The sequence below is a fragment of the Streptomyces shenzhenensis genome (genome assembly GCF_021462265.1).
In the GTDB taxonomy this organism is placed as follows: domain Bacteria; phylum Actinomycetota; class Actinomycetes; order Streptomycetales; family Streptomycetaceae; genus Streptomyces; species Streptomyces shenzhenensis.
Map to the genome: position 1 here is coordinate 57,731 of NZ_JAJONF010000039.1, position 19,137 is coordinate 76,867.

The window sequence follows — 19,137 nt, forward strand, 5'->3', positions numbered from 1 at the left end:
GGTGTGCACGTGAACCGTGACAGCTCGCGATGTTTCACGTGAAACCGGCGCCGGGACGCAACGGTCAGCGCGTCGCGCCGGTCACGATCCACCGGCCGGAGCGGGCACGCAGCCAGAGGGTGAGCATCCGCACGGTCATCATCAGTGTCATGGCACCCCAGAGAGCCGTGAGCCCGCCGCCGAAGGCGGGCACGAGCAGGGCCGCCGGCACGAAGACCGCGAGAGTCAGGACCATGGCCCCGGCGAGATACCGCCCGTCTCCGGCACCCATCAGTACGCCGTCGAGGACGAAGACCACGCCGGAGATCGGCTGGGAGAACGCCACGATGAGCAGCGCCGGCAGGGCGGTGTCCTTCACGGTGGGGTCACCGGTGAACAAGGGCAGGAAAAGCGGCCGGGCCGCGATCACGAGGAGGCCCAGCACCACTCCCGTGGCGATACCCCAATGGACCATGCGGCGGCAGGCCTCGCGGGCGCCGACGGCGTCATCCGCCCCGAGACAGCGGCCGATGACGGCCTGCCCGGCGATCGCGATCGCGTCCAGGGCGAAGGCCAGCAGACTCCACAGGGACAGCACGATCTGATGGGCGGCGATGTCCGCATCACCGAGCCGGGCCGCCACGGCAGTGGCGATCATGAGGATGGCCCGCAGCGAGAGTGTCCGGACGAGCAGGGGTGCGCCGGCCTGTGCCGAGGCCCGTATCCCGGCGGTGTCGGGACGCAGCGACGCCCCGTACCTGCGCGCGCCGCGCACGACGACGGTCAGATAGACCGCCGCCATCCCGCACTGGGCGATGACCGTGCCCCAGGCGGAGCCGGCGATGCCCAGTCCGGCACCGTAGACAAGCGCCGCGTTGAGCCCGGCGTTCGCGATGAATCCCGCCACGGCGACGTACAGCGGCGTGCGGGTGTCCTGGAGACCGCGCAGGACGCCGGTGGCGGCGAGGACAACGAGCATGGCCGGGATGCCGAGGGAGGAGATCCTCAGGTAGGTGGTCGCGTAGGGGGCTGCGGTGGCCGAGGCACCGAAGACGTCCACGATGCCCGGTGCGAGAGGCAGGACGAAGGCGATGACCACGGCACCGAGCAGCAATGCCAGCCAGATGCCGTCCATGCCCTGGCGGACCGCTGCCTGGAGATCGCCGGCGCCGACCCTGCGGGCGACGGCGGCCGTGGTGGCGTAGGCGAGGAAGACGAAGACGCTCACGGCAGTGGTGAGGAGGGCTGAGGCGATCCCGAGGCCGGCGAGCTGTGCGGTGCCGAGATGGCCGACGATCGCGCTGTCGGCCATGACGAAAAGCGGCTCGGCGACGAGCGCGCCGAAGGCCGGGACGGCCAGTGCGACGATCTCCCGGTCGTGCCGCCGCCGGGTGGCCTTGGGGATCGCGGGAGCCTGTGACATGGGGGCTAATCTAATCGTCCACAGGTAAGAGATGCAATCGACCTGCGGTCCTTACTGTTGGCTGTACGCCCCACACTGTCGCGCACTGTTCGAAGCGATCTTGGCCCGACTGGGAAAGTTTTTCTTCTGCACAGCCGGTGGATGGGAAAGCGGCAGGTCAGGAGCTGTTGTGGACAGGGTTCGAGGGCTTGTTCACAGGGCTGTCCACCGCGTCGTACACAGGTTTTGGCGGGTTCTCCACAGCATACGGGCCGTCGTCCACATGGCCTGTGGATAACCAGATTGGCTGACGGTGCCCGCGGGCCTACCGTGGTCCGGCACCCGCTCCTTGTCACGGCCTCGGAAACCTCACAAAACCGACGCGTCCAGAACCGGAATGGGGCGTCTCAGTTGTCAGTGCCGTGCCGTATCAAAGAGGGCATGGCGAGGTCCGCGGTGCGGACGGGAGGAGGTGGCTCGGTGAGCATTTCCGAGCCCTTGGACGATCCGTGGGCCGACGCCGGTCCCGGTGATCGTCTGCCCGCCTCCCGCCGAGGGCGCGAGGGCGGCCGCGGCCGGGACGACCGGCACGACCGGGGCCGGGACAGCGGGGACTGGGACGGCGGGGGCACCACCTTCGAGCGGGTTCCCCCGCAGGACCTGGACGCCGAGCAGTCCGTGCTCGGCGGCATGCTGCTCTCCAAGGACGCCATCGCCGATGTCGTCGAGATCCTCAAGGGCCACGATTTCTACAAGCCCGCACACGAGACCATCTACCAGGCGATCCTCGACGTCTATGCGAAGGGTGAGCCGGCCGACCCCATCACCATCGCCGCCGAACTCACCAAACGCGGCGAGATCAACAAGGTCGGCGGCGCCTCCTATCTGCACACCCTCGTCCAGACGGTGCCGACGGCCGCGAACGCCGAGTACTACGCGGAGATCGTCCACGAGCGGGCCGTACTGCGCCGCCTGGTCGAGGCCGGGACGCGCATCACCCAGATGGGATACGCGGCCGACGGCGACATCGACGAGATCGTCAACAGCGCCCAGGCCGAGATCTACGCCGTCACCGAACAGCGCACCAGTGAGGACTACCTCCCGCTCGGCGACATCATGGAGGGCGCCCTCGACGAGATCGAGGCGATCGGCTCCCGCACCGGCGAGATGACCGGCGTCCCTACCGGCTTCACCGACCTGGACTCGCTCACCAACGGCCTGCACCCCGGCCAGATGATCGTCATCGCCGCCCGCCCCGCCATGGGCAAGTCCACCCTCGCGCTGGACTTCGCGCGGGCCGCGTCGATCAAGCACAATCTGCCCAGCGTCATCTTCTCCCTCGAAATGGGCCGCAACGAGATCGCGATGCGCCTGCTGTCGGCGGAGGCCCGGGTCGCCCTGCACCACATGCGGTCCGGCACGATGACGGACGAGGACTGGACCCGGCTGGCCCGCCGGATGCCCGATGTCTCGGCCGCGCCGCTCTACATCGACGACTCCCCGAACCTGTCGATGATGGAGATCCGCGCCAAGTGCCGCCGGCTCAAGCAGCGCAACGACATCAAGCTCGTGATCATCGACTACCTCCAGCTGATGCAGTCCGGCGGCAAGCGCTCCGAGAGCCGTCAGCAGGAGGTCTCGGACATGTCCCGGAACCTCAAGCTGCTGGCGAAGGAGCTGGAGGTCCCGGTCATCGCGCTCTCGCAGCTCAACCGTGGTCCGGAGCAGCGTACGGACAAGAAACCCATGGTGTCCGACCTGCGTGAGTCCGGCTCCATCGAGCAGGACGCCGACATGGTCATCCTGCTCCACCGCGAGGACGCCTACGAGAAGGAGTCGCCGCGCGCGGGCGAGGCGGACATCATCGTCGGCAAGCACCGAAACGGGCCTACGGCGACCATCACCGTGGCCTTCCAGGGCCACTACTCCCGCTTCGTGGACATGGCGCAGACCTGATCCCCGCCGGCGAACGGCGCTGACCTGACCGGCGTCACCCGGAATGGACTCGACGCCGGGTCCGCCCGCAAGGTGCACTGGGCGCATGACGACATTCCAGGAAGAGCTGCTCCCCGCCACCCGGCGGGCACTGCTGCATCGGATCGCCGTGGCCCAGTCCGAAGGCCGGGCGCCGTCACTGGTGGCTGCGGTCGTGCGGGGCGGCCGCGCCGTCTGGCACGGGGCGCGGACTTCGGTGGACGGGCACGGGCCGGACGAGGACGTGCAGTACCGGATCGGCTCGATCACCAAGACGTTCACGGCCGTACTGGTGCTGAGGCTTCGTGACGAAGGACTGCTCGACCTCGGTGACTCCCTGGAGAAGCATCTGCCGGGCACGGGCGCGGGGGAGGCGACCATCGCCGAGCTCCTCGCGCACACCGGAGGCCTGGCGGCGGAGTCGCCGGCTCCCTGGTGGGAGCGCACTCCGGGTTCGCTGCGGCCCGAGCTGGACGATGTCCTCGGTGAGCAGCCCCTGCTGCACCCCGTCGGTCGCAGGCACCACTACTCGAACCCCGGCTACACCCTGCTCGGCGCACTGGTCGAGGAACTCCGCGGTGCCCCCTGGGAGGAGGTGCTGCGGCGGGAGGTGCTCGAACCTCTGGGCCTCGCCCGTACGAGCACCCAGCCGCGGGCACCGCACGCCGGTGGCTGGGCGGTGCATCCCTGGGCCGACGCCATGCTCCCGGAACCGTTGGAGGACCTCGGGCGGATGGCACCGGCCGGGCAGCTCTGGTCGACCACCGGCGACCTGGCCCGCTTCGCCGTGTTCCTGGCGGCCGGGAACGACCGGGTACTGAGCGCCGAGTCGGTGCGGGAGATGCGTACCCCGGCCGCCCCTCCCGAGCCCGCCGACGTACTGGACGGCGCCGCCTACGGCCTCGGTCTGCAGATCCAGCGTCGCGACGGCAGGCTGCTGGTGGGGCACTCCGGCTCGCTGCCCGGCTTCCTGGCCAGCCTCACCATCAGTGTGGACGACGACGTGGCGGCCGTGGTGCTGGCGAACTGCACCTCGGGCCCGCTGCTGTCAGCCACCGGTGCCGATCTCGTCCGTATCGTCGCGGAAGCCGAGCCGCGCATCCCTGAGCCGTGGCGTCCTCTGGCCCAAGTCGAGCCCTCCGTACTCGAGTTGGCGGGCCCGTGGTACTGGGGCACACATGCCTTCGTGCTGCGGGTGACGGCCGACGGGCTCATCTCGCTGGGGCCGCTCACCGGCGCCGGCCGCCGAGCCCGTTTCTGTTCCAACGGCGACGGCACCTGGACGGGCCTGGAGGGCTACTACGCAGGGGAGTCGCTGCGGCCGGTACGGCGGCCGGACGGCACGGTGAGCCATCTGGACCTCGGATCATTTGTGTTTACGCGTCAGCCGTACGACGAGACGGCTCCCGTCCCCGGTGGAGTGGACCCCGAGGGGTGGCGGGGGATCGGCTAGCGGATGGGAGGGCGGGGGCGGTGTTTCACGTGGAACACCTGGAACACCGCTCCGTGTGGCCGCCCTGCTCGGCTACGAGCCGCTGAGGTGTCGGAGTCCCCGGGACTCAGATTTCGAGCTTGAAGCCCACGTGCGAGGGGGTGAAGCCGAGCCGCTCGTAGAAGCGATGGGCGTCGGTCCGTGACGCGTCCGAGGTCAGCTGAACCAGCCGGCAGCCCTGGCGGCGGGATTCGTCGATCGCCCACTCGATGAAGCGGGTGCCGAGCCCGCTGCCGCGCTCGTCGGCGTGGATACGCACGGCCTCGATGACCGCCCGGCTGGCGCCGCGCCTCGACAGCCCGGGGATGACCGTGAGCTGGAGCGTGCCGACGACGCGGCCTTCGCGGACGGCGACGACCAACTGCTGGTTGGGATCGGCACTGAGCCGTTCCAGGGCGCTCAGATAGGGCGTCAGGTCGTCCGGTGATTCCCGCTGGGCGCCCAGCGGGTCGTCGGCGAGCATGCCTACGATCGCCGGGATGTCGTCGGCGACTGCGGCGCGTACGTCAAGGTCTCCCATACCGGCAGCCTATGCGGGCACGTGGAGCGACTCCACGGCCCGGACCAGGGGAGCCAGTTCCGGGTCCCTGGCCGCCTCGTCGAGGGCCTCGCGCAGCGCCGTGTCGTTGGTGGGGCGGGCCTCTTCCAGTAGTAGCAGCCCTGCTTCAGTGACGTTCGTGTAGATGCCCCGGCGGTCGGTCGGGCAGAGGTAACGCTCCAGGAGACCGCGGTCCTCCAGGCGCGTGACCAGCCGAGTGGTGGCGCTCTGGCTGAGGACGACAGCGTCGGCGACCTGCTTCATCTGCAGATGGCCACCTTCGCCGTCGTGTTGCCGGCTGAGGACGTCGAGCAGGGAGTACTCGCGCACGCTCAGGTCGTGCCTGGCCTGCAGGGCGCGCTCGATGTGTGCCTCGATCCTCCCGTGCAGCAGGGAGAGGGCGCACCAGCCCTGGGCGAGGGCGGTGAGCGCGGGGTCTGTCGCTGTCATTGGCGTTTCCTCCGTCCCGGAGCGGCTGAACCCAGGATAGAGCAAGCATGCAATATCCCTCGCTTGCATATAGTCAGCGTCTGCAATTATTGTGGACGCACGTAAAGCGCACCTGCAATCGTCTGGGAAGGTCGTACCCCCATGCCTCTCGCGCTTCTGGCCCTCGCGATCGGGGCCTTCGGAATCGGAACGACCGAATTCGTGATCATGGGCCTGCTGCCCCAGGTCGCCGGTGGCTTCGGCGTCTCCATCCCCACCGCCGGCCTGCTGGTGACGGGCTACGCGCTCGGTGTGGTCATCGGCGCCCCGCTGATGACCGTGCTGGGCACCAGGATCCCGCGCAAGCGGATGCTGATGTTGCTGATGGGCCTGTTCATCGCCGGCAATCTGCTGTCCGCCGTGGCTCCCTCCTTCGCCGTCATGCTGATCGGCCGTGTGATCGCCTCTCTCGCCCACGGCGCCTTCTTCGGCATCGGCTCGGTCGTGGCGGCCGAGCTGGTCGCCCCGAGCAAGAAGGCGGGGGCCATCGCGATGATGTTCACCGGACTCACCGTCGCCAACGTCATCGGCGTCCCGCTCGGCACCCTTGTGGGGCAGCACGTCGGCTGGCGCGTCACCTTCGGCATCGTCGCCGCCCTCGGCGTCGTCGGGCTGGCCGGTATCGCCAAGCTGGTCCCCGAGCTGCCCAAGCCGCAGGGCGTGCACCTGCGGCACGAGCTCGCCGCGTTCAAGAACACCCAGGTCCTGCTCGCCATGGCGATGACCGTCCTCGGCTTCGGCGGAGTCTTCGCGGCCATCACCTACATCGCGCCGATGATGACCCATGTCACCGGCTTCGCCGACGGCTCCGTCACCTGGCTGCTGGTCCTCTTCGGCCTCGGCATGGTCGGCGGCAACCTCATCGGCGGCAGGTTCGCCGACCGCGCCCTGATGCCCATGCTGTACGTGTCCCTGGGCGCCCTGGCCGTCGTCCTCGCGCTCTTCACGCTCACCGCGCACAGCAAGATCGCGGCCGCTGTGACCGTCGCCCTCATCGGCGCCCTGGGCTTCGCCACCGTCCCCCCGCTCCAGAAGCGCGTCCTCGACCACGCCCACGGCGCACCCACCCTGGCCTCGGCCGTGAACATCGGCGCGTTCAACCTCGGCAACGCCCTGTCCGCCTGGCTCGGCGGCCTCGTGATCGCCGCGGGCTTCGGCTACACCTCACCCAACTGGGTCGGCGCCGCCCTCGCCGCGGCCGCCCTCGTCCTCGCCTTCCTGTCGGCCGCCCTCGAGCGCCGCGACAGCGCCCCGATCCCGGTGGTCACCAGCGGCACGCCCGCCGGACACCCGTCGTCGGTCCAGCGCTGATCCCCCGCACTTCCCATCGCACGTCGGCACCATCCGAGGAGAACCATGAGCACCACCACCGTCGCCCCGCTCACCATCCAGGACGCAGAGTTCCTGATCGCCGAGGCCGGCCGCGCCGCCGAGGCCGCCGGGGTCACCGTCAGCGTCACCGTGCTGGACGCCGGAGGCCACCTGCTGGCCTTCCGGCGGGACGACCGCGCCGTGCTGATCTCCGGCGAGACCAGCACCCGCAAGGCCTACACGGCGCTCCAGCTGAACACACCCACCGCCGACCTTGTGGACGCCGTCCAGCCCGGCGGCCTCTTCCACACCCTGCCCACGGCCCTCGACAGGCCGCTGCTGTTCATCGCGGGCGGGATCCCCGTCCAGCGGGCCGGCCGGCTCATCGGAGCGATCGGCGTCGGCGGCGGTGCGCCTGATCAGGATCACGGCTTCGCCGCCGCGGCCGTACAGGCACTCGCCTGACAGCGGCCCGCTCGCCTTGGCAGGCTGGCACCCCCCGGGGGGTGCCAGCCTGCCACGTACCGCTGGCTCTCAGCCTGCCGCGACCGTCAGTGGTGCGAACCGCCGGGTCCAGTCTCCCGGCGACTCCGTGATGCCGTACGTCATGACGGAGTTCATGGCGACTGAGGTCAGCCCACGCGCCTTCGCCCAGGCCAGCAGTTCATCGTGCCGGACGTCGATGTCGGTACGGAGCGGGCGATCGGTGCGGGCGGCGATTGAGGAGATCAGGGCCTTCGCCGTCTCGGTGTCACGGGCGATCAGCGGCCCGACGACATGCGTCTCCATGTTCGGCCAGGCGGCCGCGTAGCCGACGATCCGCCCGTCGTCCACGGCGACCCGCAGCAGGTCCGAGAACGCGGGCAGCCGGGTGATGAGAAAAGTGCGGTCGGCGCCGAACACCGCCTCGTCCAGCCTGAGGATGGGGCCGAGATCCTCTGCGGTGGCCGCCCGGGTCGCCACCCGAGGCTCGGACCCGCCCGGTGTGAAGTGCCCGGACAACATCTCCGAACGACCGGTGACCTTGAACCCCAGTTCCTCGTAGAGCGGACGGCCGTACGGCGTCGCGTACAGGGTCAGGGGAGTCGTGCCCATCACTGAGACGATGTGCCGCATCAGCCGGCGCCCGATGCCCTGGCGGGCGTGCCGTTCGGCGACCAGGACCATACCGACCGCGCCGAGGTGCGGGCGTTCCCTCGGGCCGTACTCCGTGATGACACAGGCGGCGACCAGGCCACCGCCGGGGTCGTCGATGCCGTACCCCTTCCCGGCCGTGAGGAGCAAGCGCCACTTGTGTTCCTCACGGGGCCAGCCCCGATCCTCGGACAAGTCGGAGCAGGCGCTGAGATCGCACGGCGTCAGTCGACGAATGGGCAGAGCGGCGTCGGAAAGAGTTGACACGCGGGTCAGGCTTGCCGACCCACACCCCTGGCGTCCACCGCTTTCATTGCGGACGCACGCGCTTTTGGCCATGCGGTAGCCGTCCGTGCCTCCGGACGGACCCGGGACGTTTCACGTGAAACCAACTGGGCCTGGAAGCCGAGACCATGGAGTTCGACCGGGCGATCTCGTTGGTGTGCGGCCTCCGGTAATCGAAGGAGTCGATGGTTCGCTCGTCGCACGGATGCTCCGCCCGCCACGCATACGAACAACGGCACGGACGGCGGAGGCTGGTTCATGTCCCACGACAGGCCCGCGGTCGATCCCTTCGCCGAGTGTCTGGCCGGGGCGCCGGACGGCGGGCAGGAACGCCCCAGGGCCGCCTCAGGCTGCCCTCCCGTGCCCGCGGGGCCCCTGGGAGTGAATGCCGGCCGACGGCAGAGCCGGCGTGCCTTCAGGGAGCCCTCAGGCGCCGCGGCGGACAGCATGCGGTGTCCGGCCCCTTCGGGGCCACGGCCGGGCACCCTGCTTCGGCTCCAGCAGCGCAATTCCCGCCCCGTGGTCCATGCGGTCGTCGACCAGCGGGCGCGCCTTGAGATCACCCCGCTGCGGGACGTCGGCATCCCCCGCACCGCATCCGGCATGACTCGGTCGAGGAACTGGTCATCGGCGGCGACTGATCCCTCATCCGAGGTCCGGGGCGTGCATGGCCCGCACACCCTCGATGTTGCCGTCCAGGTAGTGCCGCAGCGACAGCGGTACGAGGTGCACGGAGGCGATCCCCACACGGGTGAAGGGGACCCGTACGATCTCGTACTCCCCGGCGGGCTCATCGACCTCGGGGCCGTGTCGCAGGGCAGGATCCATGGACTCCAGCCGGCAGACGAAGAAGTGCTGGACCTTCACGCCGCTCGCACTGCCGCTGTCGCCGATGTGCTCCACAGTGTCGACGAAGCAGGGCACCACGTCGGTGATCTTGGCGCCGAGCTCCTCGTCCACCTCTCGGTGCAGGGCGTCGACGACGGTGCTGTCCTCTGGTTCGACCCCGCCACCGGGAGTGACCCAGTAGGGATCGACACCAGGCTTGGTGCGCTTGATCAGAATCAGGTCGTCGCCGTCCAGCAGAACGGCGCGGGCGGTGCGCTTGACCACGGGTCGGACGGTCATGGGAGAAATGTGGCCCAGCTGGTTCCACGTGAAACATCGCGAAAGGCCGCGGCGTGGACGCATGGCGTCAAACCGCCGAACGTGCTCGGCTCCCCGATGGTCAGTCCCAGTCCGCGGCCGCGTGCTGGAGCCACTCGTGCGCCCGCGCGACATGTGGCATGGCGAGCGTGCCGGTGCGCACTACGAGGAAGTACGTCCGCAGCGGGGGCACCGCGGGATCGTGCAGCGCCACGACCTCACCGCGCTCCAGAGCGGCGGAGCACAGATACCGGGGCAGCACCGCGAGGCCGGCCCCCGCGACCGTACAGGCGAGGACCGCGCGCAGATCGGGTACCACGACCGTGCCCGAGGCGGCCGGACGTGTGTCGAAGACGGAACCCCAGTAGCGCGAGACGAACGGCAGCGACTCGTGGACCTCGACCACCGGCAGGTGCTCCAGGGCGGCCGCGCCCTTGCCGCGTACCGTACCGGCATCCATCTTCTCGGCCCAGCGCGGGGCGGCGACCAGTACATGCTCCTCGTCGCAGAGCGCGCTGGCGGTGAGCAGGGCGCCACGCGGCCTCACCGTGCTGATGGCCAGGTCATGGTGTCCGGCGGACAGCCCCTCCAGGGTCTCCTCGGCGTTCCCGAACGAGGCGCGCAGCGCGAAACGCCGGCCGTCGTCGCCGGTGAGTTCCGTGAGAGCGGGCAGGGCGCGTTCGGCGGTGAACTCGGGCGGGCCGGCGAGGTGCAGCGTGCGTACCGAGAAGTCGTCGTCGAGGCCGCGTTCCGCTATCTCCACGAGGGCGTCGAGGTGCGGGGCGGCCTTGTGGGCGAGTTCGTCGCCGATGGTCGTGGGAGTCACCCCGCGGGCCTGACGCAGGAAGAGCGGGCGGCCCAGCTGTCGTTCCAGGGTCCGGATCTGGGAGGTCACGGCCGGCTGCGAGAGGCCGAGCAGGGCGGCGGCGCGGGTGAAGGAGCCGGCCCGGTGCACGGTGACGAAGGTGCGCAGCAAGGCCAGATCCATCGCACACCCTTCCGTTCGCCCTGCCCCTTTCCGGCCCTCGGGCAGGTCCCCAACTATAAATAAGTCGATAGGTCTCTGCCGTTACAGTGATTGGACACTGACGCAGAGTCAACTAGCCTGGGTCGCGCGGTTCTTGGCGCGCGAGAACCGGGACGGTCCGAGCCACGAGGGGGGAGGCTCGGACCGTCCGTCATGCGTAGCCCCTCCCATGGGGGCGGGCGTCCGTAATCCGGTCACCGATCCGACTCGTCGAGCGCGCGCAGCACATCGGTCACGAGATCATCGGGGTCCTCGGCCCCGACCGACAGCCGGATGAAGCCCTCCGGTACATCGTCCCCGCCCCAGCGCAGCCGCCGCTCGGCCGTGGAACGCACCCCGCCGAAGCTCGTCGCGTCGTCGACCAGCCGCAGCGCCCGGAGAAAACGCTCGGCACGCGCGCGCGTGGGCAGCGTGAAGGAGATGACCGAGCCGTAGCGGCGCATCTGCTGCGAGGCGATCTTGTGCGCGGGGTCGTCGGACAGCCCCGGGTAGCGCAGGCCGGTCACCTCGGGCCGCTCGCGCAGCGCCTCCGCGAGCAGCTGCGCGGTCGCGTTCTGCCGGTCCACCCGCAGCTGGAGGGTGGCCAGGGAGCGATGGGCCAGCCAGGCCTCCATGGGCCCGGAGATCGCCCCGATGATCTTGCGCCAGCGGCGTACCGCCGCCATGGCCGCCGTGTCGCGCCCGGCGACGTACCCCAGCAGCACGTCCCCGTGGCCGGTGAGCTGCTTGGTGCCGCTGGCCAAGGAGAAGTCGGCGCCCAGCGCCAGCGGCCGCTGACCGAGCGGAGTGGCGAGGGTGTTGTCGACGGCGACGAGGGCGCCACGCGCGTGTGCCGCTCCGGCGAGCCGCCGGATGTCGCAGACGTCGAGCCCGGGATTGCACGGCGACTCGATCAGCAGCAGCTTCGCCCCGTCCAGGACGTCGAGCTGGGCGTCGCCGGCGGTGGGCGCGGTGCGCACCTCGATGCCGTACGCCTCCAGCTGGGCGCGCACCAGGGGGAGCACCTGGTAGCCGTCGGAGGGCAGGACGACCGAGTCCCCGGCGCTCAGCTGGGAAAAGAGCACCGCCGCGATGGCCGCCACGCCGGAGGCGAACACCAGCGTCTCGACGTCCTCGCCGGGCGCCTCCAACTCGCCGATGGCCCGTTCCAGGTGGGTCCAGGTCGGGTTCTCGTCGCGCCCGTAGGCGTACGGGCCGCTCACCTCGCCCGGCAGATGGAAGTGCGCGGCGAAGACCGGCCCGGGGAGGGTCGGCTCGTTCTTGACCGGCTCGGGCAGCCCCGCGCGCACCGCGCGTGTGCCCTCGCCCATGACCGCCTCGCTCATGCCGCCGTTCCCTCCACTTCGTCCCGCACAGCGGCGAGCAGGCCCTCGCTCGCCGCCTCCACCATCTCAAGACACTCCTCGAAGCCGTCCAGAGCGCCGTAGTACGGATCCGGTACGTCCACGTCGTCGCCTGCGGCCGGGTCGTACGAGCGCAGCAGGCGTACCTTGCGCGCATCCTCCTCGGTGGGGGCGAGGCGGCGCAGGGCCTTGAGGTGGCCGGAGTCGAGGGCGATCACGAGGTCGAGGCGGGCGAACCAGGACGCCTGGAACTGGCGTGCGATGTGGTCGCTGTCGTAGCCGTGCTCCCTGAGAACGCGAACTGTGCGCGGGTCGGCGCCGTCGCCCTCGTGCCAGCCGCCGGTGCCGGCGCTGTCGGCGTCGACACGGTCGTCGAGCCCGGCCTCGGCCAGGCGGGCACGAAAGACGGATTCGGCCATCGGGGAACGGCAGATGTTGCCGGTGCAGACGAAGCAGACGCGATAGGTCATCAGCCGCTCAGTCCGTGTCGGGAAGGATCATGTTGAGGGCCCAGGACACGATCGAGATGATCAGGCCGCCCAGGACGGCCGTCCAGAACCCCTCCACGTGGAAGCTCAGGTCGAGCTTGTCGCACACCCAGGACGTCAGCAGCAGCATCAGCGCGTTGACCACCAGGGTGATCAGGCCGAGGGTGAGGATGAACAGCGGGAAGGTCAGGATCTTGACGATCGGCTTGACCAGGAAGTTCACCAGGCCGAAGACCAGGGCCACCAGGATCAGCGTCCAGACCTTCTTGGCGGTGCTGTCGCCGGTCAGGGTGATCTTGTCGAGCAGCCATACGGCGACCGCCAGGGCGCCCGCGTTGGCGATCGTCTTGACTAGGAAATTCATCATGTGTCTGATCGTGGCAGAAGAGATCGGATACGAGCAGTGGGGCGAGGGCGGCAAAGGCGATGAAGGCATTCCGGCTGGACGAACTGGAGGCGGAGCGCGCCGCCAACGACGGGGCCTACCTGCAGTTCCTGCGGGAGCGGAACATGTCGGTCGGCCTCTACGCCCTCGACGCGGGCTCGCACGACCCGCAGCAGCCGCACAACCAGGACGAGGTCTACTTCGTGGTCAGCGGCCGTGCCGCGATCACCGTCGGCCTGGAGACCACGCAGGTGGCGCGGGGCAGCGTGGTGTACGTGCCGGCCGGGGTGGCCCACAAGTTCCATCACATCAGCGAGGATCTGCGGGTCCTGGTCGTCTTCTCTCCCCCCGAGGCCTGACCTCTCCCTCGGGGTTCCCTAGGGGAAGGGTCAGGGGAGGACAAGGGCTCCAGGGCCCCCGTACGACCCCTTCGCGGCTCTAGCATCGGGTGCAGGACATCACATCGTGCGGGACGCACGAGACCGTACGTGCCGGAGCGCACGAGAAGGCGGAGGACAGGGCAATGCGAGAGATCTTCACAGGTCTGCCGTGGTGGGTGAAGTGGATCGCGGTGCCGGTGATCGCGCTGGTGGTGTTCGGCGGTCTCATCACGGCCGTGATCAGCTGGGTGGTCTTCCTGCTCTTCAAGCTGCTGATCTTCGTGGCGCTGGTCGGCGGACTGATCTACATCGTGCGGAAGTTCATGTCGAACTCCTCGTCGAAGAGCGACTGGTGAGACCTGTGGGAATCGGTGGCCGGTAACAGGAATCACCGGTTCCCTCGGGGGAGGGAAGTTTCCCGCAGGGGCCGACCGGGAGCGGCGGCGGACGGTTAGAGTCGCTGACCCCCTCGCGCTCCGGGAGTGCCCCTTGGCCACGCTTGACGCCGCCCCCGTACCCACGGAACTTCCTCCACCCCCGATCCAACGCCGTTCCGGCACGCCGCCCGTGCAGCGGCCGCCGGCCGCCCCGGCCGATGCCGCACAGCCGCATTCGGCCACCCTCATCGGCTCCGTGCAGCGTGCGATGCGCCTGCTGGAGTGCGTCGCCGGACACGAACACGGCGCCCCAGCCAAACAACTGGCCCGGGAGACCGGCCTCGCCCTGCCCACCGCCTACCACCTGCTGCGCACCCTGGTCCACGAGGGCTACCTGCGCCGCGACAAGGGGCTGTTCTTCCTGGGTGAGGCGGCGGAGCGGCTGAGCAGCAGCGGGGCACAGCAGAAACGTCGCAGCGCGGTCGTCGACACCCTCGCCCACTGGCGGGACTCGATCGGGGTCCCGGTGTACTACGCCCTGTACCGGGACGGCGAGATCGAGGTCATGTGCGTCTCCGACTCCCCGGCGGCCCCGGCGGTCGCGGAGTGGGCCGACTTCCGCGAGACCGGACACGCGCACGCCGTCGGCCAGTGCCTCCTCTCCCAGCTGGACGAGGACGTCCGCCGCGACCATCTCGGCCGCTATCCCGTGCGGCCCCTCACCCCGTACACGGTTCGTGACGGCCAGACACTGCTGCGACGGCTGGAGCGGACGCGGCGGATGGACCCGGTGGTGGAACGCCAGGAGTACACGCTGGGGACGGTCTGTGCGGCGATTCCCCTCACCGTCGGCACCACGGCCGCCTCGATCGCCATCTCCGTCCCCCTCCACCAGGCCGACCGGCTGCTGCCGGCCGCGCGGCAGTTGCAGGCCGAAGTGGGCCGGCATCTGGGGTCGCTTGCGCTCGCTATCAGTATTTGAAAACTCACTCCTTGTGATCTGCCATGTACTTTCAGCAAGATTTGACCACCATCAAGGGATAATTCCCGGCCAGTCGGTGTCATATGACGGGGTAGGCAATGCGCGAGTCCGTACAAGCAGAAGTCATGATGAGCTTTCTCGTCTCGGAGGAGCTCTCCTTCCGCATCCCCGTGGAGTTGCGCTACGAGACCTGTGATCCCTATGCCGTCCGGCTCACCTTCCACCTGCCCGGGGACGCGCCGGTGACCTGGGCCTTCGGCCGGGAGCTGCTGATCGACGGGGTGGGGCGGCCGTGCGGCGAGGGAGATGTGCACATCGCGCCCGCCGACTCCGAGGTGCTGGGCGAGGTGCTGATCCGGCTTCAGGTCGGCGGTGACCAGGCGATGTTCCGGTCCTCCGCGCCGCCACTGGTGGCTTTCCTCGACCGTACGGACAAGCTGGTGCCGCTCGGCCAGGAGGGCTCGCTCGCCGACTTCGACGCCCACCTGGCCGAGGCTCTGGACCGCATCCTGGCCGAGGAACAGAGCGCCGGCTGAAGCGTTACGGCACGGGGTGCGTCACCGGTCCGCCGAGCCGCATGGGGACAGGCAGGAACGCTTCTGCGCGTCCGCGGCATCTGCCTGCGGTCCGGTGACGCCGACGGCTCGGCTCGTCACCCGAGCCGTCCGCGCCTCACCTGGGCTGTCCGCGTCTCAGCCGCGTTGACCGCGCCTCACCGCTTCCGGCGCCGCCCCCGTCCACCGCGCGCCGAGGCCGGCGCGGTCGCCCCGGTCGACGCGGCCTCCATGGCCACGGACGTCTCCGTGCCCGGCCGGTCGGCCGACACCACCAGGGCCGCGAGCAGCGTGGTGACCGGCACCGAGGCGACCAGGCCGATCGAGCCGACCAGCGTGCGCACGACCTCCTCGGCGACCAGTTCGCTGTTGGCGACCGCGGCCACACTGCTCTGCGCGATCGAGAAGAGCAGCAGCAGCGGCAGCGCGGCGCCCGCGTAGGCCAGCACGAGGGTGTTGACGACGGAGGCGATGTGGTCGCGGCCGATGCGGATGCCCGCCCGGTACAGCCCTCGCCAGCCCATCGTCGGGTTGGCTTCGTGCAGTTCCCAGACGGCCGAGGTCTGGGTCACCGTCACGTCGTCCAGGACACCCAGCGAGCCGATGATGACACCGGCCAGCAGCAGACCGCTCATGTCGATCGACGGATACAGGCCGTGGATCAGGCCGGTGTTGTCGTCGGTGTTGCCGGTGAGCGCGGCCCAGTCGATGAACTCCGAGCCGAGCAGGCCGATCAGGCACAGTGAGACCAGCGTGCCGAGCACCGCGACCGAGGTCCGGGCGGACAGCCCGTGGCACATGTACAGGGCGATCAGCATGATGGCGCTCGACCCGACCACCGCCACCAGCAGCGGATTCGAGCCCTGCAGGACCGCCGGCAGGATGAACAGGGTCAGCACCAGGAAGCTGACGGCGAGTGCGACCAGCGCCATCACACCGCGCAGCCGGCCCACCACCACGACGGCGAGCGCGAAGATCCCGGCCAGCAGGGCCATCGGGAACTTCCGGTTCACGTCGGTGACCGAGTACTGCAGATCCCTGGGCGCGGAGGGCTCGTACGCGGCCACGACCTTCTCGCCCTCGTGCAACTGCCGTGACTGGTCGGGCTGCACGATCTCGGTGAAGGTACGGCCCTTGTCCTTGCCGGTGTCGACCCGGACCGTGGCCTTCTTGCAGGTGCCACCGTCCTCCGGCTTCGAGGAAGTGCCGTCGGCGGTGGAGGCGTCGCCCGTCGAGCCGCCTCCGGAGGCGTTGACCGACTTGCAGCTGACCGAGACGACCTTGGTGACCGTCGCCGCCTGTGTCTGGCGGTCGAAGCCGACCCCCGTGCGCTCGTGCGGCGGGGCACCGCCGGGCCACAGCACCACCAGACCGACCACGACCGCGGCGGTGAAGGGGATGAGGATCGCCGCGATGACCTTGCGCAGATGCTTCGAGACGGGTGCCGCGGGGCCATGGCTGTGGCTGTGTCCGTGCGAATGACCTGGGGTCTGGCCGTGGGCCGAGCGGTCATCGTGTCGGCCGGGGCCGTGAGGGTGGCCGTCGTCGTGAGGGTGGGCGTGGCCGGCAGCGTGTCCGCGGTCGTACTGCTCGCCCTGACCGTGGATGTGGCCGTCGCCAGCACCATGGCCCCCGTGGCTGGGTCTGCCGCCCGCCGAGGCGCCATTGCCGTGCCGCGGCTCGGGGGGCGGATAGGGGTGCTGCTGTGTCGAGGTCACCGCCCGATCATCGCAAGAACGGCAGGGGCCCTCTGTTCACCGCGCCCGAATTGACGCTAGCGTGGAGGCACCTTTGCACACGCGGGAGCTCGGAGCACCGGGCTGAGAGGGCGCTGACCTCCGTATTCGCGATGTTTCACGTGGAACGAGTGATGTTTCACAGGAGACGCCGCCCGACGGAAGCCGCTGCGTCGACCGCCGAACCTGTTACCGGGTAATGCCGGCGTAGGGAGTAGGTCTCATGACCCACAAGGACGCACGCACGCCTGCCCTCAGTCGGGACGAACGGCCCATTGAGGGCGAACCGTCCCCAGGGGCCGGGAAATCCATCGGCTGGCACAAGGGGTATGTCGAGGGCTCGCGCCCCGATCTGCGGGTGCCGGTCCGTCAGGTGCACCTCACCAACGGGCAGTCGGTCACGCTCTACGACACCTCAGGCCCGTACACCGATCCGCTCGTCGAGACCGACGTCCGCAGGGGCCTGCCGCCGTTGCGGGAGAACTGGATCATCGCCCGCGGCGACACCGCGGAGTACGTGGGCCGGCCCGTCCGTCCCGAGGACGACGGGATCAAGCACACCTCGCCGCGCGGAGGCCTGCGTAACCTGGACGCCGTTTTCCCGGGCCGCCCGCGCCAGCCGCGGCGCGGCCGGGACGGCGAGGCGGTGACGCAACTCGCGTACGCCCGCCGGGGTGAGATCACCCCGGAGATGGAGTACGTGGCCATCCGGGAGAACGTTTCTCCCGAGGTGGTCCGCGAAGAGATCGCGGCGGGCAGGGCCGTACTGCCCGCCAACGTCAACCACCCGGAGATCGAGCCGATGATCATCGGCAAGCGGTTCCTGGTGAAGGTCAACGCCAACATCGGCAACTCCGCGGTCACTTCCTCCATCGAGGAGGAGGTGGAGAAGATGACCTGGGCGACCCGTTGGGGCGCCGACACCGTCATGGACCTCTCCACCGGCCGCAACATCCACACCACCCGCGAGTGGGTGCTGCGCAACTCCCCCGTCCCCATCGGCACGGTGCCGCTCTACCAGGCGCTGGAGAAGGTCGACGGCAGGGCCGAGGAACTGACCTGGGAGATCTACAAGGACACGGTCGTCGAACAGGCCGAGCAGGGCGTCGACTACATGACCGTCCACGCGGGTGTGCGTCTGCCGTACGTGCCGCTCACCGCCAACCGCAAGACCGGCATCGTCTCGCGCGGCGGCTCGATCATGGCGGCCTGGTGCCTCGCGCACCACAAGGAGTCGTTCCTGTACGAGAACTTCGAGGAACTCTGCGAGATCCTCGCCGCCTACGACGTCACGTACTCCCTGGGCGACGGTCTGCGCCCCGGCTCCATCGCGGACGCCAACGACGAAGCGCAGTTCGCGGAACTGCGCACGCTCGGGGAACTCAACCGGATCGCCAGGCGTTTCAATGTACAGACGATGATCGAAGGCCCGGGGCATGTCCCGATGCACAAGATCAAGGAGAACATCGACCTTCAGCAGGAGATCTGCGATGAAGCTCCGTTCTATACGCTCGGCCCGCTGACCACGGACGTCGCACCGGCGTACGACCACATCACCTCCGGCATCGGTGCCGCGATGATCGCCTGGTGGGGCACGGCGATGCTCTGCTACGTCACCCCCAAGGAGCACCTGGGCCTGCCCAACCGGGACGACGTCAAGACCGGCGTCATCACCTACAAGATCGCCGCGCACGCGGCCGACCTTGCCAAGGGCCACCCGGGCGCGCAGGAGTGGGACGACGCGCTCTCCGACGCCCGCTTCGAGTTCCGGTGGGAGGACCAGTTCAACCTCGCCCTGGACCCGGACACGGCCCGTGAGTTCCACGACGAGACGCTTCCGGCGGAGCCGGCGAAGACGGCTCACTTCTGCTCGATGTGCGGGCCGAAGTTCTGCTCGATGAAGATTAGTAAAACCATCACATCTCGGTTCGGTGACGCCGCCGTCGAGGGCGCCACGCAAGACGAGATCACGGAAGGGATGCTCCGGAAGTCGAAGGAGTTCGCGGAGGCAGGACATCAGGTGTACCTGCCGTTGGTGGACTGAGCGCGTAGGTAGGCGCCGGTCTGGGACCGCGCGATGTCCTGGGCCGGCGGCGCTGTGAGCGCTGGAATCGC

The 19,137-nt window shown here is 69.5% G+C and carries 19 protein-coding genes; 9 read left to right on the forward strand and 10 right to left on the reverse strand.

Annotated features, from left to right (window positions below):
- Nucleotides 1–64: 64 nt before the first annotated feature.
- Nucleotides 65–1,402, reverse strand: coding sequence for an MATE family efflux transporter (locus LQ326_RS35490; protein ID WP_234543185.1), 1,338 nt, complete (start codon nt 1,400–1,402; stop codon nt 65–67).
- Between the two features lie 459 nt (nt 1,403–1,861).
- On the opposite strand from LQ326_RS35490, the gene dnaB reads away from it, so the two are divergent.
- On the forward strand, nt 1,862–3,337 hold the full coding sequence (dnaB, locus tag LQ326_RS35495) for a replicative DNA helicase (RefSeq protein ID WP_181805017.1): 1,476 nt from the start codon (nt 1,862–1,864) through the stop codon (nt 3,335–3,337).
- Between the two features lie 85 nt (nt 3,338–3,422).
- A complete protein-coding gene (locus LQ326_RS35500; RefSeq protein WP_234543186.1) occupies nt 3,423–4,808 on the forward strand; it encodes a serine hydrolase domain-containing protein in 1,386 nt (461 codons plus the stop codon).
- A 106-nt stretch (nt 4,809–4,914) separates the two neighbouring features.
- On the opposite strand, the gene LQ326_RS35505 is transcribed toward LQ326_RS35500, so the two are convergent.
- Nucleotides 4,915–5,367, reverse strand: coding sequence for a GNAT family N-acetyltransferase (locus LQ326_RS35505; protein ID WP_234543187.1), 453 nt, complete (start codon nt 5,365–5,367; stop codon nt 4,915–4,917).
- Nucleotides 5,368–5,376: 9 nt separating this feature from the next.
- Nucleotides 5,377–5,835, reverse strand: a complete 459-nt coding sequence (locus LQ326_RS35510; RefSeq protein ID WP_234543188.1) for a MarR family winged helix-turn-helix transcriptional regulator — start codon at nt 5,833–5,835, stop codon at nt 5,377–5,379.
- A gap of 141 nt (nt 5,836–5,976) precedes the next feature.
- Between LQ326_RS35510 and LQ326_RS35515 the strand changes: the two genes are divergently transcribed.
- Both LQ326_RS35515 and LQ326_RS35520 read left to right on the forward strand, forming a co-directional pair.
- Nucleotides 5,977–7,185 (forward strand): MFS transporter, encoded by a 1,209-nt coding sequence (locus tag LQ326_RS35515; RefSeq protein ID WP_234543189.1) that lies wholly within the window; start codon nt 5,977–5,979, stop codon nt 7,183–7,185.
- Between the two features lie 45 nt (nt 7,186–7,230).
- Nucleotides 7,231–7,650, forward strand: coding sequence for a GlcG/HbpS family heme-binding protein (locus LQ326_RS35520; protein WP_234543190.1), 420 nt, complete (start codon nt 7,231–7,233; stop codon nt 7,648–7,650).
- 69 nt (nt 7,651–7,719) lie between these two features.
- Here the strand turns inward: LQ326_RS35520 and LQ326_RS35525 are convergent, their stop codons facing one another.
- The 6 genes from LQ326_RS35525 to LQ326_RS35550 form a co-directional block, all read right to left on the reverse strand.
- On the reverse strand, nt 7,720–8,586 hold the full coding sequence (locus tag LQ326_RS35525; protein WP_234543191.1) for a GNAT family N-acetyltransferase: 867 nt from the start codon (nt 8,584–8,586) through the stop codon (nt 7,720–7,722).
- Nucleotides 8,587–9,249: 663 nt separating this feature from the next.
- On the reverse strand, nt 9,250–9,732 hold the full coding sequence (locus LQ326_RS35530) for an NUDIX domain-containing protein (protein ID WP_234543192.1): 483 nt from the start codon (nt 9,730–9,732) through the stop codon (nt 9,250–9,252).
- 100 nt (nt 9,733–9,832) lie between these two features.
- Complete coding sequence (locus tag LQ326_RS35535; RefSeq protein WP_234543193.1) at nt 9,833–10,738, reverse strand: LysR family transcriptional regulator; 906 nt, start codon at nt 10,736–10,738, stop codon at nt 9,833–9,835.
- A gap of 233 nt (nt 10,739–10,971) precedes the next feature.
- Nucleotides 10,972–12,102, reverse strand: coding sequence for a cystathionine gamma-lyase (locus tag LQ326_RS35540; RefSeq protein ID WP_234543194.1), 1,131 nt, complete (start codon nt 12,100–12,102; stop codon nt 10,972–10,974).
- Complete coding sequence (locus LQ326_RS35545) at nt 12,099–12,590, reverse strand: low molecular weight protein-tyrosine-phosphatase (RefSeq protein ID WP_234543195.1); 492 nt, start codon at nt 12,588–12,590, stop codon at nt 12,099–12,101. Before LQ326_RS35545 ends, LQ326_RS35540 begins: the two co-directional genes overlap by 4 nt.
- Before the next feature lie 7 nt (nt 12,591–12,597).
- Nucleotides 12,598–12,975, reverse strand: a complete 378-nt coding sequence (locus LQ326_RS35550) for a phage holin family protein (RefSeq protein WP_234543196.1) — start codon at nt 12,973–12,975, stop codon at nt 12,598–12,600.
- Between the two features lie 59 nt (nt 12,976–13,034).
- On the opposite strand from LQ326_RS35550, the gene LQ326_RS35555 reads away from it, so the two are divergent.
- The 4 genes from LQ326_RS35555 to LQ326_RS35570 all read left to right on the forward strand — a co-directional run bounded on the left by LQ326_RS35555 (nt 13,035) and on the right by LQ326_RS35570 (nt 15,268).
- Complete coding sequence (locus LQ326_RS35555) at nt 13,035–13,352, forward strand: cupin domain-containing protein (protein WP_181808054.1); 318 nt, start codon at nt 13,035–13,037, stop codon at nt 13,350–13,352.
- Nucleotides 13,353–13,516: 164 nt separating this feature from the next.
- Nucleotides 13,517–13,729 (forward strand): DUF5326 family protein, encoded by a 213-nt coding sequence (locus LQ326_RS35560; RefSeq protein WP_089100495.1) that lies wholly within the window; start codon nt 13,517–13,519, stop codon nt 13,727–13,729.
- A gap of 277 nt (nt 13,730–14,006) precedes the next feature.
- Nucleotides 14,007–14,732 carry an IclR family transcriptional regulator gene (locus tag LQ326_RS35565; protein WP_234543197.1) on the forward strand — a complete coding sequence of 242 codons (726 nt, stop codon included), beginning with the start codon at nt 14,007–14,009 and terminating at the stop codon, nt 14,730–14,732.
- Nucleotides 14,733–14,830: 98 nt separating this feature from the next.
- On the forward strand, nt 14,831–15,268 hold the full coding sequence (locus LQ326_RS35570; RefSeq protein ID WP_234543198.1) for an SsgA family sporulation/cell division regulator: 438 nt from the start codon (nt 14,831–14,833) through the stop codon (nt 15,266–15,268).
- A gap of 176 nt (nt 15,269–15,444) precedes the next feature.
- Here the strand turns inward: LQ326_RS35570 and LQ326_RS35575 are convergent, their stop codons facing one another.
- The gene (locus LQ326_RS35575) at nt 15,445–17,004 is read right to left on the reverse strand and encodes a YibE/F family protein (protein ID WP_234543199.1); all 1,560 of its coding nucleotides are present in this window, start codon (nt 17,002–17,004) and stop codon (nt 15,445–15,447) included.
- A gap of 241 nt (nt 17,005–17,245) precedes the next feature.
- On the opposite strand from LQ326_RS35575, the gene thiC reads away from it, so the two are divergent.
- The gene (gene thiC / locus LQ326_RS35580) at nt 17,246–19,066 is read left to right on the forward strand and encodes a phosphomethylpyrimidine synthase ThiC (protein ID WP_234543200.1); all 1,821 of its coding nucleotides are present in this window, start codon (nt 17,246–17,248) and stop codon (nt 19,064–19,066) included.
- Nucleotides 19,067–19,137 lie beyond the last annotated feature (71 nt).